The organism is Luteibacter sp. 22Crub2.1 (assembly GCF_900167995.1).
Classification (GTDB): Bacteria; Pseudomonadota; Gammaproteobacteria; order Xanthomonadales; family Rhodanobacteraceae; genus Luteibacter; species Luteibacter mycovicinus.
Genome location: NZ_FUYT01000019.1, coordinates 1 through 16,857, shown reverse-complemented (window position 1 = coordinate 16,857; position 16,857 = coordinate 1). Strand labels below are relative to the sequence as shown.

Here is a 16,857-nt window from a genome sequence, read left to right as displayed (position 1 = left end):
GAGTGCTCTCGATGCCCACGTCCGCCGCCCCGGCTCCCGGTAAGCCGATTGCCGCGAAGGTCCTCGTCATCGGTCACCGCGGCGCCAGTGCGCTGCGTCCGGAGCACACGCTGGCCTCGTACGCCGTGGCCATCGAGGACGGTGCCGACTTCGTCGAGCCGGATCTGGTCTCCACCAGGGACGGTGTGCTGGTCGTGCGTCACGAAAACGAGATCGGGGGGACGACCGATGTGGCCTCGCATCCGGAGTTCGCCAGCCGCCGGGTGACCAAGACCGTCGATGGCGAGTCGATCACGGGGTGGTTTACCGAAGACTTCACCCTCGCCGAGCTGAAGACGCTGCGCGCCCGCGAGCGCCTTGCGGATATCCGCAAGGCCAACACGGCCTACGACGGCCAGTTCACCGTGCCGACCTTCGACGAGATGATCGAGTTTGTCGCCGCGGAAGCGTCGGCCAGGCATCGGGTCATCGGCATCATTCCGGAGATCAAGCACTCGACGTATTTCCATGGCGTCGGCCTGCCGATGGAAGACAAGGTGCTGGCTACGCTGGCGGCGCACGCCTATACGCGCACCGCACCCGTGGAGATCCAGTCGTTCGAGATCGGCAATCTGAAGTACCTGCGCGGCAAGCTGGGCAAGGATCACCCGAACATCCGTCTGCTCCAGCTGATGGATCTGGCCGACCAGCACCCGGCCGACCAGCCGTCGACCACCTACAGCGCGATGATGACCCCGAAAGGTCTCAAGGCCATCGCCACCTACGCCGACGCCATCGGGCCGTCCACGCGCAGCATCATTCCGCTGACCGGAGACGGAAAGCTGGCGCCGGTCGCGCCGCTGGTGCACGACGCGCACGCCGCCGGGCTGGAGGTGCATCCGTATACGTTCCGGCCGGAGAACCACTTCCTGGCGGCGGATTTCCGCGACGACGCGGGGGATGCGGCGCGGAACGAAGCCGGTTCGGTGGCTGAGATCCGGGCCTATCTGGCGACCGGGATCGATGCGTTCTTTACCGACGACCCTGCGCTGGGGCGCAAGGCGCTGGATCGCCCCTGATCCTGCGGGGTGTCGGGCTTTTCTGACGACACCCTGGCCCTTGCCCCGCTATGATCCCGGGCTCTGCCAGCTCCAGGGGTCGCCCCGATGTCGTTAGCCAAGTTTCTCCGCCACAAGTCCGTCGAGCAGTTGCAGGCGGAGGTCGGCCTGCGTACGGACTTCCGCCGGGTCCTCGGCCTCTGGCAGCTCACGGCCATCGGTATCGGCGGCATCATCGGCGTGGGCATCTTCGTGCTCGCCGGCCAGCAGGCGGCCCTGAACGCCGGCCCGGCCGTCGCCCTCAGCTTCATCATCGCCGGCTTCGGCAGCGCCTGTGCCGCACTCTGCTACGCGGAGTTCGCGGGCCTGATCCCGGTCACCGGCAGTGCCTACACCTACGGGTACGCCGTGCTCGGCGAAGGCGCGGCCTGGATCATCGGCTGGGATCTGTTGCTCGAATACGCCCTGGTGGTGGCGGTGGTCGCCATCGGCTGGTCCGGCTACGTGCAGGTGTTGCTGGCCACGGCAGGCGTACATCTGCCGGAGTGGGCGCAGAAGAGCATGAGCGCCGACACCATGAACTATTACTGGCAGCAGGCGAAGCTGGGCGTCGGCTTCAGCGTCGCGAATCCGCTGCCGGGCCCGACCGACGCTCACCGCTTCAACGTCATCGCCGCCGGTATCTCGCTGTTCGTCGCCATCCTTTTGTCGATCAAGACGGAGTGGGGTGCGCGCCTCAACACCCTGATCGTCGGTATCAAGGTGATCGGCGTAGCGCTGGTGATCGGCGTCGGCGCGTTTTTCATCAACACCGACAACTGGCACCCGTTCATCCCGGCGCGCGTCTTCGACGCCAAGGGCATGGGCCACTTCGGCTGGCAGGGCGTGCTGACGGGCGCGAGCGTCGTCTTCTTCGCGGTGTTCGGCTACGACACGCTGACCACGGCGGCCGAGGAAGCGAAGAACCCGCAGCGCGACCTGCCGCGCGCGGTGCTGCTCTCGCTCGCGGTCGCGATGGTGCTGTATATCGCCGTGTCGCTGGTGCTCACCGGCATCGTTCCTTACGGGACGCTAAGCGGCGAAGCCTCAGTGTCCGACGCCTTCAACGCCATCGGCCTGCCGTGGCTTAGCAACGTGATCGCCGTCGCGGCGGTGATCGGTGTGATCAGCGTGCTGTTCGCCTTCATGCTCGGCGCGGCGCGCATCTGGTTCGCGCTGTCGCGTGATGGGCTGTTGCCAGCATGGTTCGCGCAAGTGCATCCGCGCTTCGGTACGCCGGCACGCCCGACGATGATCCTGGGCATCTTCACCGCCGTCGTAGCGGGTCTGCTGCCTATCGGCGAAGTGGCGGAGCTTGTAAACATCGGTACGCTGAGCGCGTTCATCCTGATCTGCGCCTCGGTGCTGGTGCTTCGCGTACGCAAGCCGCACCTGGAGCGGAAGTTCAAGACGCCGGCCGTGTGGTTCGTGGCGCCGCTGGGCATTTTGTTCTCGCTGGCGCTGATCTGGGGGCTGCCGGCGATCACCTTCGAGCGGTTTGCGATCTGGATGGTGCTGGGCCTGATCGTGTATTTCACGTATGGCGTGCGGAACAGCAAGCTCAATCGTGGGTATCGTTGAGGTAGACGGCAGCCGTGAGGGGCTTACTGGCGATTCTCGCGACCATCCTGCTGGCTTACCCGATCGCGTTCGGGCTGCTGAGTAGCGGCACCGTGACCGTCGCCGGGTGGTTGGGTTTTGCTGTCGGTGTGTGTCTATCTGGAGCGTCTGCACATGGATAGGGAGTCGGTGCGCATCCTGATCGAAGAGGGGATCAGTCGGTCTGTCGTCGCATCGGGCGACCATCGACGGCAGGTTCTCCTCGATTTGATTGACCTGGACGCCGTGTTCGTCGATGGCCAAGGTTGGTCGCCCGCAGAGTTCGCGCGGGCATACCGAGATGACGTGGATCCCTCGCTGCAATTCCGTACCATGGCATGGCGCGGCCCGGATGACTGGCACATCAGCAGCGTATAGCCAGAACGTCACACGTGGCGTCGAGCGGAGTCGAGCCCGCAGCCGCTCACGCGTTTATGGATTAACTTTGCTTGGAGTCATGATGATTCAGATGAAAAAACAACTCGTGCTGCTCACGATCGCTACGGCCATGTCGATACCCGCCCTGGCCGCCGATACGGATGGCGAACCGCTTACCGCGGTGCCCGGACGCACGGTGTGTCAGGCCCGGCCGGTCGCGATCGGCGGCAAGCAGGTAGATGCCAAGCTCTGCGTCACCGAGGGCAGCATGAGCCACGATAAGTACGTAGTGAAAATTGGCTGGTCCACGGTGGTCGAAGGTATCGATGACGAAACGACCAAGGGCATCGCCGGTACGTATAAGGGCTCCCCGGTGTCTCTGACCTGTGAACCTCAGAGCAAGCCACCGGCAGCAGATGACCCTATGGTCGCGTCCATGGCAAAGTCGATGGCGGCGAGGCCGGACGTCACGTCTGAGCAAGCTCACGATCTCGCCATGAAAATGCTGAGTACCGAAGTGGGTCGCCTATGCCAGTTCCGTCAGGGCGATCAGGACCTGATGTCCGTGCAGGTGAAATTCTTGTAGGAATTCCCCTACACGACGTGTCGGCAATATCCTACGACTAAAGCTCAGCCCCTGAGATGCGCAGGCTCTAAAATTCCCCACCTCGGAGCAGCACGGCCCGGACCGGCCAGAAACAGGGGAAAACGTGAGCATCACCTCAGGAAGGCGCGGGCAGGGCGTCTCGACGGCCATGCGTGTGGCCGGCATTCTGCTAACTGTGACGGGCGTCGCACAGGCGCAACAAGTCCAGACGCTTGACCAGCAAGAGCAACGCGATCGCGCCCAGCGCGAGGCACAGGCTCGTCTGGAGCAGCAACAACAGCCGGATGTGCGACTGAATTCCGTCCCCGTGACGGATTTCCGTCGCACGGATGTGCCGGTTGAAGCGGAATGCTTCCGACTCGCCCATGTCGTGCTCGAAGGCCAGCGCGTGGAGGGCTTCGTCTTCGCGCAGCGCTATCTCGACCGCTACGCCGGTAAATGCGTCGGCCACGAGGGCGTCAACGCCATTGTCCGCCGTGTATCGGACATGATCATCGATCGTGGATTCGTGACTACTCGTGTGGGGCTCGCGCCGCAGGACTTGTCGAGCGGCACGCTGAGGCTCACGCTGGTGCCGGGGACGATTCGTGCGGTGCGCTTCGCCGATAATACGGCCGTGGGTGCCTGGCAGACCGCGCTCGCCGCCCGGCCGGGCGACCTGCTCAACCTGCGCGACATCGAGCAGGGGCTGGAGCAGTTCAAGCGCGTGCCTTCGCAGGACGTCACTATCGACATCGCCCCGGGCGAACAACCGGGCGAGTCGGATCTGGTCATCACCGCGAAGCGCTCGCGACCCTGGCATGTGGTCGCGTCGCTCGACGACAGCGGGTCGCGCGCAACCGGCCGCCTGCAGGGCGGTATCAACCTCGGACTCGACAATCCTCTGCGCATCAACGACGTGCTGTCGCTGGGTTACAACCACGACGTCTATCACAGCGACGGGCACGGCACGCGCGGCAACACGGCGAACTATGCGGTGCCTTATGGCGACTGGCTGTTCACCGCTTCGCTGTATGACTACAAGTACCACCAGACGGTGGAAGGCTCGCAGCAGACCTTCACCTCCAGCGGCAAGTCGCGCACGACGGACATCACCGTGCAGCGCATGCTCCATCGCACGAAGTACGGCAAGACCTCGCTGGAACTGCGCATCGGCAAACGCTGGGCGCACAGCTTTATCGAGGACTCCGAGCTGCTGACGCAGAAGCGTGACGTCACCACGGCCGAGCTCGCGCTGGTGCAGCGCCAGTACCTGGGTAACGCCCAGCTGGATCTGCGCCTTGCCCATCGCCGCGGTGTCACCTGGTTCGGCGGCCAGCAGGATGCGGCGGGCCTGTCGAAAGACGCGCCGACCTTCCAGTACGGCCTGAACCTGCTCGATGCCTCACTCAACGTGCCGTTCAAGCTCGGCCGTGTGCCGGTGCAGTGGACGACGGAACTGCGTGCCCAGCGCAGTAGCGACACGCTCTACGCTTCGGAATTCATCACGCTGGGCGGACGCTATTCCGTCCGTGGGTTCGATGGTGAAGAGACGCTGGCGGGCGAGCGTGGCTGGTACTGGCGCAACACCTTCAGCGTGCCGCTGGGCAACCTGCCCATCGCGGCCTACGCCGGTATCGACGGCGGCCACGTCGGCGGGCCGAGCATTCGCACGCTGCCCGAGAAAACCCTGCGTGGCGAATTCGTCGGCCTGCGCGGCAGCTTCGGGCGTTTCAGCTTCGACGCGTTCGCCGGCTGGGCGGACAAGGGCGGTCGCGCCCTCAACACGATGCGACCGGCGACGGGCTTCCAGCTCGTTTACCAGTACTGACAAGGACTGCACGATGACACTGCGCCCTCACTTTGCCCGCCGCATGACGCATACGCTGGCCCTCGCGCTGCTCGTCGCCTTCGTTGGCGCGCCTGTCGCCTCGCAGGCCCAGGTGGCCGGCGCCGCGAACCCGGCCCACCGGCCGACCGTGGATACGGCGGCCAACGGCACGCCGGTGGTCAACATCGTCGCGCCCACGCAGGGCGGCGTGTCGCATAACCAGTACGAGCACTTCAACGTCGACCCGAAGGGCCTGATCCTCAATAACGGCGCCGCGGTCAGTCAGACGCAACAGGCGGGCTACATCGTCGGCAACGCGAATCTCGCCAGCGGTCAGTCGGCGCGGATCATCGTCAACGAGGTGACCTCACAGAATGCATCGAGCCTGCGCGGCTTTACCGAGGTGGCGGGCAACCGCGCCGAAGTGATCATCGCCAACCCGAACGGGATCAGCTGCGACGGCTGCGGCTTCATCAACACCTCGCGCGGCACGCTGGTCACGGGTACGCCGGTATTCGGTGGCGATGGGAGCCTCGCGGCCTTCCGTGTGACGCGCGGTACGCTGGCCATCAACGGCGCGGGTCTTAATGGCACCGGCACGGACCGGCTCGACCTGATCGCGCGTACCGTCGCGGCCAACGCGAAGGTCTGGGCCAATGAGCTGAACGTGGTCACCGGTGCGAACCAGGTGAACTACGGCGACCTGTCGGCGCAGGCGATCGCAGGCGAGGGCGCCACGGATGGCGTGAGCCTGGACGTGGCCGCACTGGGCGGCATGTATGCGAATAAGATCCGCCTCGTCGGTACCGAAGCCGGTGTCGGCGTACGCAATGCGGGCGAACTCGCGACGCAGGGCGGTGACTTCACGATCACGCAGGAAGGCCGTCTCGAGCTGACCGGCAGGACGACGTCGACGGGGCAGCTGGCGATACAGGGTGCGGCGCTGTCGAACAGCGGCACGCTGGCGGCGGGCAGCAACGTGGCGGTAACGACCACGGGAGCGCTCGATAACAGCGGCACCATCTACGGAACCAGCGACACATCGATCGACGCCGCTGGCGCGCTGACCAACAGCGGCAAGCTCTATGCCGTCGGCGGCTCGCTCGGCGTCAACGCCTCCGCTATCACCAACAGCGGTGCGGGTGACGTCTACGCAGGCAAGCGCGTCACGCTGCGCGCGGGGAGTATCGACAACGCCGCCTCGGTCGAGTCGGGTACCGAACTGAGCCTGCAGGCGAACGATCGTCTCGGCAATACCGGAACCATCATCGCCGGCGGGGCGGCCGGTCTCGATGCCGCCACCCTCGACAACAGCGGCCGCATCAGCCTTGCCGGACAGGCGTCGCTGCATGCGTCGCGCGCGCTGACCAATAGCGGCAACATCGTCGCCGGCGGCGACACGGCGATCCATTCCGCCAACGTCACCAATAACAGCCAGATTCAGTCGGGCGGTGACCTGGTCGTATCGACGGCTGCGCTGACGCTGGGTGCGCAAGGGGTGCTGTATGCCGGTCACGCGTTGACGATCGATGTCGACGGCAAGGTGAGCAATGCCGGTCAGATCTACGCGACGACGAATGCATCCTTGCATGCGGGTTCGCTGGACAACGGCAACCTCCTGCGTGCCGACGGCAACCTTGTCGTCGACGTGGCCGGCGACATCGTCAATACCGGCGCCATGCAGGCGGCGCAGAAGCTGGCGCTGGACGCGTCGGGTGCGCTGACCAACAGCGGCAAGCTGTACGCGATCGGCGGTGCACTGGAAGCGACGGCCGGTCAGGCTCTCAACAACGCGGCTTCGGGCGATATCTACGCGCAGACCGATGTCTCGCTTCGTGGCGGCTCGGTAAGCAATGCGGGTACAGCGGAAGCGGTGGGTTCGGTCGCTGTAGCGGCGAACACCACGGTCGACAACAGCGGCAAGCTGCTTGCCGACACCGGCAATGCGACGCTGATCGCGTCGGACATCGCCCAGCGCGGCACGGTCAGCGCTGTGGGCGACATCAGCCTGACGGCCTCGCAAAACCTGACCCACACGGGCACGACGGTGGCGGATCGCGATCTGTCCGTCGCAGCGGTTGCGGTAACCAACAGCGGCCACCTGCAAGCGGGCCGCGACGTGGCCATCGACACGGGCACGCTGACGCAGCAGGGCGTGATCTACGCGAAACGCGATGCGACCCTCCGCGGTCGTGATGTCGACAACGCCGCGGACGCGATGATCGTCGCCGACGGCGTGCTCCGCATCGACAACACCGGCACGCTCACCAACGCGGGTACGGTGCAGGCCGGAACGGATCTCTACGCAAAGGCCCTGACGCGTCTCGACAACACGGCGACCGGCAGCCTCTACGCTACCTCGCATCTCGACGTCGCAACGACGGACGCTATCGACAACGCCGGCTCGGTCTACGCCGGCAGCGATGCCACGCTGTCGACGCGCTCGCTGACAAATAGCGGCAGCCTGCGCACGGGCGGCGACCTGACCGTCAACGCGACCACGGCCAGCAACGACGGCAGCATCTATACGGGCGGCAAAGCCAGCTGGACCCTGGCCCAGCAATTGAGCAATACCGGCACCCTCGTCGCTCAGGGCGACCTGACCGTGGTCGCCGGCACTCTCGTCTCCACCGGCGTCCTCGGCGCGGGCGTGCAGGCTGACGGCAGTCTCGGCGCGTCGGGCGTGCTCGACGCCACGGTGGCCGGCGCGCTGGCGGTGCATGGCAACACGCTGGCGGCCAGCCGCCTGGCGTTACGTGCCGCGTCCCTCGACCTGGCCGCCTCGCGCCTGCGTACTGGCGGCGACATCGCGTTGATCGCCACGGCGGGTGACATCGATACCGGTAACGCGAATATCGCCACGGACGGCACGCTGGCGCTTCAGGCGAGCGGCGCGCTGAAGAACCGTGCCGGCACGTTGCAGGGTGGCACGCTCGACGTCACGGCCGTCAGCCTCGACAACACCGGCGGGACGCTCGTCCAGACCGGAACGACCGATCAGGCGCTGGACTTCGCCGGTGCCGTGGATAACACCAACGGTCGCATCGCCGGCAACGGCGGCAACCTCACCGTGCGTGCGTCCTCGATTACCAACAACAATGGTGCGATCGAACACGCGGGTACGGGCACGCTGACGATCGACGGCGATAACGGCATCGCCAATCGCGGCGGACGCATCGTCGGTAACGGCGCGCTCGATCTCGATACGCGCGGGGCGCTGGATTCCACGGGCGGCACGATCAGCCTGACCGACGGAGCGACGATCGACGCGGCCAGCATCGCCAACGACAACGGCACGCTGGTCGCCAGTGCGCTCACGATCACGACGGCGGGTGCGCTGGGCAATAGCGCAGGCACGCTTCAGTCGGGTGGCGCGACGTCGATCACGGCAGGCTCGCTGGCCAACGGCAGCGGTCAGATCAAGGGGCTGTCCGGTGAGCTGATGCGCCTGAGCATCGCGCAGGCGCTGAGCAATGGTGTCGGCGGCTTCATCGGCGGCAACGGTGGCCTGTGGCTGCATGCCGTCTCAGTCGATAACGCGGGGCAGTTGTACGCCAATACGACGGCGGATATCGCCGCCACGGGTAACCTGGTGAATCGTGGCGCCGTCCAGTCGATGGGTTCATCGACGGTGGTCGCCAACGGCTCGCTGATCAACGACAACGGTCGTATCGAGAGCGGCAGCGGGGATGCGGCGGCCACGCTGACCGTCATGGGCGGTGGCTTCTCCAACATCAATGGCCGTATCGCCAATACGGGCACGGGCACGACCCGCCTTGCCTCGGGCGGAGCCATCAACAACACCAGCGGCACGCTTGGCGGTCAGGGTGGCGTGGCAATCAATGCGACCTCGCTGAACGACACCGGCGGCCGGGTGGTTTCCGGCGGCGATCTGTCACTCGGTATCGGTGGTTTCGAGAACACCAGCGGTAACGTGTATGCGGCGGGTACCCTGGACTGGAACAACGGCGGTGCGACGCTGATCAATACCAACGGCCAGTTTGGTGCCGGTACGCGTCTTGCGCTGACGCTGGCGTGGCTCAACAACGCCGGCGGCAATACGTCGTCCAACGGCGACGTAGCGCTCAACCTGCTCGGCGGTATTCAGGGCAACGGGCGCGTCATCGCGGGTCGTGATCTCGATGTCACGCTGCCGGGCGATTTCACCAACGGCGCGGGCGGTCAGTTCAAGGCCAACCGCAACTTCGGTCTGCACCTGGGTGGCTCGCTCTACAACAGCGACGGCGCGGCGCTTGAAAGCGTCGGCGCATTGACCGTCGATGCCGCCAGCATCACCAACGGCAACGGCGCGCGCATAAGCAGCGCGACGACCACGCTCAACTCGCGTGGAGCCGTAGTCAACCGCGGTCGCCTCGAAGGCGACACGCTCAACGTCAACGGTACGGATATCGACAACACCGGTTCGCTGATCGGCGACAACATCACCGTTCGCGCGAACAACTTCACCAACGGCGCGGATCTGGGCGGTGTCGCGGACAACACGGCGTATCAGTCGGCCCTGATCGCCGCGACGGACAACGTCCGTCTGCTGATCGGTGGCACGTTCCTCAACCGCGATGCAATGGTGTTCGCGCTGGGCGACATCTTCATCGCCGCCAACGACGGTGGCAGCCGTGCCGGGGCGATCACCAACCTGTCCGGTGACATCGAAGCCGACGGCTCGATCACGCTCGCCGCCAACCAGATCACCAATCAGCGCCGCATCTTCGAAACGCAGACGGTCAACCTGGCCGACGGCGCGGTGCAGCAGGTGGGTGGTCCCATCGTGCGCTATGCGTATAACGATCCGGATCCGAACCACCAGCCGCCGAATATCGATCCGAGCCAGGTCGTCAGTGCGGAAGAAATTCAGCGGGCGCGGACGTATTGCCAGGGCGCGGGCTACGACGACAACCGCTGTATCGGTTTCCGTAACGGCGACGGCACGCCGGTCAGCTTCCAGGCTTCGTTCACCGATACGTTGTTGTCCTACGTGCGCCTTTCACGTGCAAGCGCCGAGGGACGCCTTGTCGCCGGGAAAGACATTACGTTGTCGGGCTCAGTCACCAACGACAAGTCCACCGTCGCGGCAGGAAGCAATCTCGTCATCAATGGTGGCGGGCAGAGTGCGGTCGGGCCCGGTGATGTAAACATCGGTGGCGAGACCATTCGCAACATTGCATGGAATCCCACCGGCACCGTGCGTACCGACGCGTCCTATGGCGTTGGTTGGGAGTCGGTGGTGCACGATCCCCATCGATGGGTGCCGAACGGCTTCAGGATCTACGGCAACGGCAGCAGCATTGCGACCATCGCCCTCGGCGACGGGCAGCGCCCCGCATGGATCGGGATCGATCCGGGTCAGGGCCTCGTCTCGAGGATGACCGCGGGCGGCACGCTGGAATTCCACGGCCAGACCATCGAGAACACCACGGTCGGCGCCGACGGTAGCCCGATCAGTGGCGTGCAGCTCGGTGCGAATAGCGGCGGCAGCAACGTATCCGGCACAGGCGCGGGGCATGTCGGCGCGGCGGGCGGCAACGTCGATCTCGGCGGTGTCGGTGGCCTGGGCAACGCTCCGGATGCGAACAGCGTCGGTGCCGTCGGCACCACCAGCGGCGACACGCGCAATGCGGGTCCGCGTCCGGGCTCGCAGAGCATCGGTTCGCCCGACGCCCCGGCCGGCCAGATCCGCCTGCCGACCAGCGGCCTGTATACGACGCACCCGGGCAGCGCGAGCCCGTACCTGATCGAGACCGATCCGCGCTTCGCCAGTCAGGCGGGTTTCCTCGGTAGCGACTACCTGATGGATCGCCTCGGTTTCAACGGTGAGAGCACGATGAAGCGCCTGGGCGATGGCTTCTACGAGCAGCGCATGGTGCTTGACCAGATCACCTCGCTCACCGGTCGTCGCTACCTCACCGACAACACCGACGCCATGGCGCAGTACCGCGCGCTGATGGACGCAGGCGTGTCGGCGTCAGGCGAGTTCCAGCTCTCGGTCGGTATCGCGCTCACCGCCAGCCAGATGGCCAGCCTTACCCAGGACATCGTCTGGATGGTGAGCCAGGAGGTCAACGGCGAGAAGGTGCTCGTGCCGGTGGTCTACCTGTCCGCCGCGCACGCGCAGGAAGTCGCGCAGAACGGCGCGATCCTCTCAGGCAAGACGGTCATCCTCGACGCCTCCGGCACGCTGACCAACACGGGCACGATCGCCGCGAGTGAAAACGCCAGCCTCAAGGCCGGCACGTTGCTCAACGGCGGCAACCTCAGCGCGGGCGGGAACCTAAGCGTGACCGCCGCGCAGGACATCCTGAACGCGGGCAGCATCAAGGGCGGCAATGTCAGCCTGACTGCGGGCAATGACATTGTCAGCGGTGCGGATATCGGCCGCGTCGATCTGGGTGGCCTGAAGCTGGGCGACGCGATCGCGCCAGTGGACGCCGCGCGCCTGGGCCTGGCCTCGGGTGGTGCGATCAGCGCGACGGGCAACCTGTCCGCAAGCGCGGGTCGCGACCTGACGCTGGGCGCGGTGCCGGTGTCCGCGGGTGGCGATCTGTCGTTGTCGGCGAAACGCGATCTCTCGCTCACGGCGACATCGGTTAAGGCGGGCGGCGATGCACAGCTGGTCGCCGGGCGTGACCTGAGCCTCAATGCCATCGGCCAGACGACGGCCGTGCAGGGTGGAAAGCAGAACAGCGAGAGCACCGTGCACACGGTGACGACGATCGACGCGGGCGGGAATGCGGTGCTCGCGGCGGGTCGGGATGTGGTGAGTGAGGGGGCTAAGGTTAAGGCGGGGGATCAGATCGTCGTCAGCGCGGATCGCGACGTCATCCTCAACGCGGTCACCGATACCGAGCGTCACGACGACCGCAGCAAGGACGGCAAGAAGCTGATCCAGACCTCGACGATGGATCAGACCCTGACCGGCAGCAGCCTTGCCGGGACGAATGGCGTGATCGTCAGTGCGGGGCATGACATCAACGCGACCGCCGTCACGATGAGTAGCGACAACGGCGGCGTGGCGCTGGCGGCCAAGAATGACGTCATTCTCAACGCGGGTAGTGAGCAGCACACCTGGGATCAGACGACGCAGAAGAAGACCTCGAGCACGTTCTCGAGCAAGACGACGCGTACGAGCGATTCCACCGACGATACCTATGCCATCGCCAGCAGCATCAAGAGTGCCGATGGCGTCACCATCGCCGCATCGCGCGATATCACGCTTCAGGGTACGCAGGTCAGCTCCGACGGCGCGATCGCGCTGGCCGCCGGTCGTGACATCAACCTCGAAGCCACGCACGACAGCTACAGCGAATCGCACGAGTCGACGGTAAAGAAGTCGGGCTTCGTACTGAATCACGGCCTGGCGCCGATGCAGCAGGGCAAGACCACCGACCGCGATTCCTCGACGACCCAAACCATCGCCCACGGCACCACCCTCAGCGGCGACAGCGTGACCGCGGCGGCGGGTCGTAACATCGTCGGTGAAGGCGTGCAGATTGCCGCGACCAACGACGTCCTGCTCGCTGCCGGTAACGACCTCACCCTGACCACGGCCGAGAACACGTACAGCACGGGCCAGGACAAGTCCGTCACGTATACCGGCTTCTCGCGTCAGGGTCTCAACGATCATTACGGCAAGGTCAAGGACAGCCAGGGCCAGAGCGATACGGAAGTCACCCACACCGGCAGCCTGGTCGGCTCGACGGATGGCCAGGTCACGCTCACGGCGGGCAATAACCTGCACCTGACCGGCACCGACGTCATCAGCGACAAGGCGACTACGATCGTCGGCAAGAACGTGACGATCGATGCGGCGGTGGATACGTCGGATACGACGCAGTTTCAGCGGCATAATGAGGGCGGTATCACGGTGGGTCTCGGCGGCTCCATGGTCGAGCTGGCGATGGACGCGCGGAATTCAGTGAAGCGTGGCAGCGAGGTCGACGATGACCGGCTGAAAGCGCTGTACGCCGCCAAGGCCTACTACGACGGCAAGGACATCCTCGATACGTATAAGACGCAGGGCATCGGCGCAGGCAAGGGCGGAGCTGGCCAGGAAGGCATCAACGTTCAGGTGGGCATCGGCGGCAAGAGTGCGAGTAGCAAGACCACCAGCCACGACGAGACGGCGTTCGGCAGTCACATCCGTAGCAACGGCGACGTCACCATCGCCGCGACCGGTGGCGACCTCACTATCATCGGCAGCGAAGTCACCGGCGACAACGTCGCCCTCGCGGCCGCCCATGACATCAATCTGCTAAGCCAGGCGGAGAATCATTCACTCAAGAACGATTCGAAGAACAGCAGCGGTGGCGTGGGGGTCAGCTTCGGCACGGACGGTTTCGGTATCTATGCCGAGGCAAGCATTGGCAGCGGCAAGGCGCGCGGCAACGGCATCACGCATGCCGAGACGACGATCAACGCCGACAGCGTGCTGACGCTGATCAGCGGCAACGACACGACGATTCAGGGCGCCCAGCTGAAGGGCAATCAGGTTATCGCCAACATCGGCAACAACCTGACGATCCGCAGCGAGCAGGATACCGACGACTTCTCCAGCAAGACGATGCAGGCGGGGGCGAAGGTGATGTTTGGCCTGACCCAGAGCGGCTTTGTCAGTGCGAGCGGGTATTACAGCCAGGGCAAGATCGATAGCCACTATCAGAGCGTCAATGAGGTCAGTGGGATCAAGGCAGGTGACGGCGGCTTCCAGCTGGGCGTGGGCGGAACCACGCATCTGATCGGTGGGCAGATTGCCAGCAGTGCCGATCCGTCGAAGAACATTCTCAGCACGGGCGATCTGATTTATGAGGATCTGCACAACGAGTCGAAGTACAAGGCGAGCCAGGTCACGGTCAGTGGCGGCAGCACGATGGCGAGCAATATCTCCGGGGCGGTCGGTGCTGCCGTGGGTGCTATGACGCCGCAGCATGACAACGCGAGTAGCGATACCCATTCGGGTATTGCCGCCGGGAGCCTTATTGTTCGCAACGATCCGGGTAAGAATCTGAGCGACCTGGATCGGAATCCGACGCTGGAGAACGAGGCGCTTAAGAACGCCTTCGATCAGGAGAAAGTTGCTGAGCAGCAGGAGCTGACGAGTCTGGCGGGCTACACGGGTATGCGTGGGGTGGGTGATCTTGCCCAGTATATGCAGAACCACAGTTCGTCCGATGCCGAGCGTGCGGCCTGGGGTGATGGCGGTCGTAACAAGGTCATTCTGCACGGGTTGGTGGGTGCGGTGATGGCGTCGCTTGGTGGCGGCAATGCGATCCAGGGCACCGTTGGCGGTGCGACCAGCGAAGCGGCATCGAAGGCGATGCAGCAGTTTCTATTTGAGCAAGGCGTGGCGCCGGGAAGTGAGGACTGGAATGCCCTTATGGAACTGGGAAGTGCCGCCATTGGAGGGGTTTCTGGACAAGGTTCCGGCGCGGCCGTGGCGCTGAACGGAGATAAGTACAATCGGCAAATACATCCAGAACTGGTGACCTTCATTGCTGACGGCGTGGCCGCAAAATATGCGGAAGCGAAAGGTATATCAGAGGATGAGGCTCGTGGCTTACTTATTCGTGCCGCCATGGCGGAAAATGATGACTTCAGCGCGCGATACATTGGCACTGTGGACACAGAACAATCGCGAACCGATGCAATGATTTTCCTCTATTACAACACTCCTTTTGGTGCCCAGGGATTGCGATACGATCTGTCTTCGTGGGGCGACGATAAGTCAGATGCAACATTAGGATCGGCGATGCTTGTGCAAGATCAGAGGGCGATGGGTTACGTTCTTGAAGCTATGAATCCAACTGGTGATCCGGCCGTCGAAAAAGCCCTCAGAGGATATTACGTGGGTGCGAGCTATCCGGAGCGCTATGATGCATGGGAAAAAAGGGACACTGCGCAGTTCTTGAGCTTCAATGCTCAGCTGGCACTCGCCGGTGGTCTTGCTGGAACGAGCGCGATCAACGTCGCTGGCCAAGGTCAGACCGTCATGAGCATGATTCAGTCGACACTCGCGGCGCGAGCTGGAGCGGGTCTGATCGCCGGAGGTGTAAATGCGGCGTCTCAATACTCTCAAGGAGAGCCCGTACGCGTAAGCAATGTGCTCGTTGCAACCGCTACGGGGAGCCTAGGGGCTGGGGGCGGCTTTTGGTGGAATACTGCTGTCGGGTCGGCGGGTGGATTCGTGCAAACCGAGTACAACAATTGGCAATACAATGAAAACAAAAGCGTTGCTTTGAATACAGTAGCCGCTGGAGCAACAGCAGGCGGCGGTTACTTGGCCGGAGAGAAGTTTTCGACTTGGCTCGGTACAAGGACAGCGAACTCATTCGCTCCAGCTGTCGGAGGAAATGTACTCGGTCCGATAATAAGCGAGCTCTTAGGGCCGCTGTTAGATCTGGATAAAAAGCCTTCTCCCGCGGCTGAGACGAAGTGAAAGGGAAGATATGATAAAGCTACTTAAATGTTTGGCTTTTGGCGGCATGTTCGCGCTCCTGACGATTGTCTTAGGCGTAGGTCTGTATTTGCTCATCTACGTCATGCGGGGGTTTGAAGTCGACGCTGTGGTTGTGCGCTATATCCTGAATCGTGCGTCGAGAGCTGCCGTCGTGGTGGGCATTGCGATGGCCTTTGTTCAGGCAATTCACTACCCGAAGGGCAATTCGGAGACCGATGGCGGTGGCGCAGGTCGGCAATCCCGGGGTGGTGGCGAGCAGGTGAAGGGAAGTGAACACGATGAAAGTGATAAGTGAGCGCTTGAGCCGGCGGCATCAGCGTTTTTGCGCAAGCGACGCTAGTGTGGCAGTTCGGCGTCGCGATGCAGGCGGCCAAGGGCGACGAGTCGTGTAGCGTCGCGATGTTCGCAGTAACGCGCCGGGGCGACTTTGGACGTGGCAAGTGCAAGTGACAACCGGGACAATTTTACGGGGTGGCGACAAATCCACTGCAATGCCCGCGATGGCCCTGAGGAGCTTGGTCGTAGACCTGTCGCCCGCTGATCCGTTCGATTCGCATCTGTGTAATACCGGAGCCCTCGGCCGGTGGCTTGAACTGCAGATATGTAGCACCGAAGGAATGCATAGCGAATCACTCCTGCTAGAGATAGACGCTCTCTTCGACGCGGAGGGCATGCCGTGGATGTATTTCACCCTTATTTCGGATAAATGGAGATGAATGGGCCGGTGACTGATTAGGCTTAGGGCGACGTCCCCCCAGATTTGAGTAGCGGCCCGGTTTCGAGTCCAATCCCCCACGAGAAGGAGATTGGATGTGACGAAACGCTTTTCCGAAGAACAGATCATCGGCTTCCTACGCGAGGTCGAGGCCGGCATGGCGGTCAAAGACCTGTGTCGCAAGCACGGCTTCAGTGAAGCCTC

At 63.9% G+C, this 16,857-nt stretch carries 8 protein-coding genes; all 8 read left to right on the top strand.

Annotated features, from left to right (window positions below; genetic code table 11):
• Positions 1–11: 11 nt before the first annotated feature.
• A complete protein-coding gene (locus B5X73_RS17960) occupies positions 12–1,058 on the top strand; it encodes a glycerophosphodiester phosphodiesterase (RefSeq protein ID WP_079522781.1) in 1,047 nt (348 codons plus the stop codon).
• An 87-nt stretch (positions 1,059–1,145) separates the two neighbouring features.
• A complete protein-coding gene (locus tag B5X73_RS17955; protein WP_079522780.1) occupies positions 1,146–2,657 on the top strand; it encodes an amino acid permease in 1,512 nt (503 codons plus the stop codon).
• A 168-nt stretch (positions 2,658–2,825) separates the two neighbouring features.
• Positions 2,826–3,053, top strand: coding sequence for a hypothetical protein (locus B5X73_RS17950; protein WP_139382835.1), 228 nt, complete (start codon positions 2,826–2,828; stop codon positions 3,051–3,053).
• Between the two features lie 82 nt (positions 3,054–3,135).
• The gene (locus B5X73_RS17945; RefSeq protein ID WP_139382834.1) at positions 3,136–3,639 is read left to right on the top strand and encodes a hypothetical protein; all 504 of its coding nucleotides are present in this window, start codon (positions 3,136–3,138) and stop codon (positions 3,637–3,639) included.
• Between the two features lie 124 nt (positions 3,640–3,763).
• Positions 3,764–5,470, top strand: a complete 1,707-nt coding sequence (locus tag B5X73_RS17940; RefSeq protein ID WP_139382833.1) for a ShlB/FhaC/HecB family hemolysin secretion/activation protein — start codon at positions 3,764–3,766, stop codon at positions 5,468–5,470.
• 13 nt (positions 5,471–5,483) lie between these two features.
• Positions 5,484–15,917 carry a hemagglutinin repeat-containing protein gene (locus tag B5X73_RS17935; RefSeq protein WP_176167885.1) on the top strand — a complete coding sequence of 3,478 codons (10,434 nt, stop codon included), beginning with the start codon at positions 5,484–5,486 and terminating at the stop codon, positions 15,915–15,917.
• A 10-nt stretch (positions 15,918–15,927) separates the two neighbouring features.
• Positions 15,928–16,233, top strand: coding sequence for a hypothetical protein (locus B5X73_RS17930; RefSeq protein WP_036116550.1), 306 nt, complete (start codon positions 15,928–15,930; stop codon positions 16,231–16,233).
• Positions 16,234–16,750: 517 nt separating this feature from the next.
• Positions 16,751–16,857: transposase (locus B5X73_RS17920; RefSeq protein ID WP_139382832.1), on the top strand; the 107-nt coding region annotated here is incomplete at its 3' end.

Coding starts and splice junctions, on each gene's coding strand:
- B5X73_RS17960 (WP_079522781.1), top strand. CDS start 12: ATGCCCACGTCCGCCGCCCCGGCTCCCGGTAAGCCGATTGCCGCGAAG.
- B5X73_RS17955 (WP_079522780.1), top strand. CDS start 1,146: ATGTCGTTAGCCAAGTTTCTCCGCCACAAGTCCGTCGAGCAGTTGCAG.
- B5X73_RS17945 (WP_139382834.1), top strand. CDS start 3,136: ATGATTCAGATGAAAAAACAACTCGTGCTGCTCACGATCGCTACGGCC.
- B5X73_RS17935 (WP_176167885.1), top strand. CDS start 5,484: ATGACACTGCGCCCTCACTTTGCCCGCCGCATGACGCATACGCTGGCC.
- B5X73_RS17930 (WP_036116550.1), top strand. CDS start 15,928: ATGATAAAGCTACTTAAATGTTTGGCTTTTGGCGGCATGTTCGCGCTC.